The following is a 731-nucleotide window of genomic DNA, read 5'->3' on the forward strand; positions in this document are numbered from 1 at the left end:
GAGTTGGTGTATGTATGGCGGATGGCCACGCTGGCGATCCGGCCGATCAGGCTGTCAGGCCCTTCCACATTCACCGCCTGCAACCACGGGCTCTTGCCCGAAATCTGGCCCGGCTTGCGCCCGCGCCCGGTAAACAGCACGGATGTCACCTGCCCCACGGTCGCGGCGTTGAATGTATCCTGCTGCACGCGCAGGATGGCCTGAAGTTCCTGCAGGCGCGCATCTTTCACGTCTTCGGGCACCTGCGCGCCCGCTCCGGCGGCGGGCGTGCCGGGACGGGAGGAATATTTGAAGGAATAGGCCTGCGCGAAGCCGATGTCGCTGATCAGGCGCATCGTGTCGGCAAAATCCGCGTCCGTCTCACCGGGATGGCCGACGATGAAGTCGGACGACAGCGCCAGATCGGGGCGTGCGCGGCGCAGGCGGTCCACCAGCACGCGGTATTCATCGCCGTGTGCCCCCGGTTCATGGCCGCCAGCACCCGGTCGGAGCCGGACTGCACCGGCAGGTGCAGGAACGGCATGAGCTGGGGCAGATCCCCATGGGCCGCGATCAGGTCATCCTCCATGTCGCGCGGGTGGGACGTGGTGTAGCGGATGCGTTCCATGCCCACGTCATCGGCCAGCACGCGGGCCAGACGCGCCAGCCCCCATGTGCCGCCATCCGGTCCCTCTCCATGATAGGCGTTGACGTTCTGGCCCAGCAGCGTGATCTCCCGCACGCCCGCGGCG

At 67.4% G+C, this 731-nt stretch carries 1 pseudogene; it reads right to left on the reverse strand.

What is annotated here, in order from left to right:
- A pseudogene (locus JCM25156_RS26395) lies at positions 1–731 on the reverse strand (MiaB/RimO family radical SAM methylthiotransferase); the annotation flags it as partial.

It is taken from the genome of Komagataeibacter kakiaceti JCM 25156, assembly GCF_000613305.1.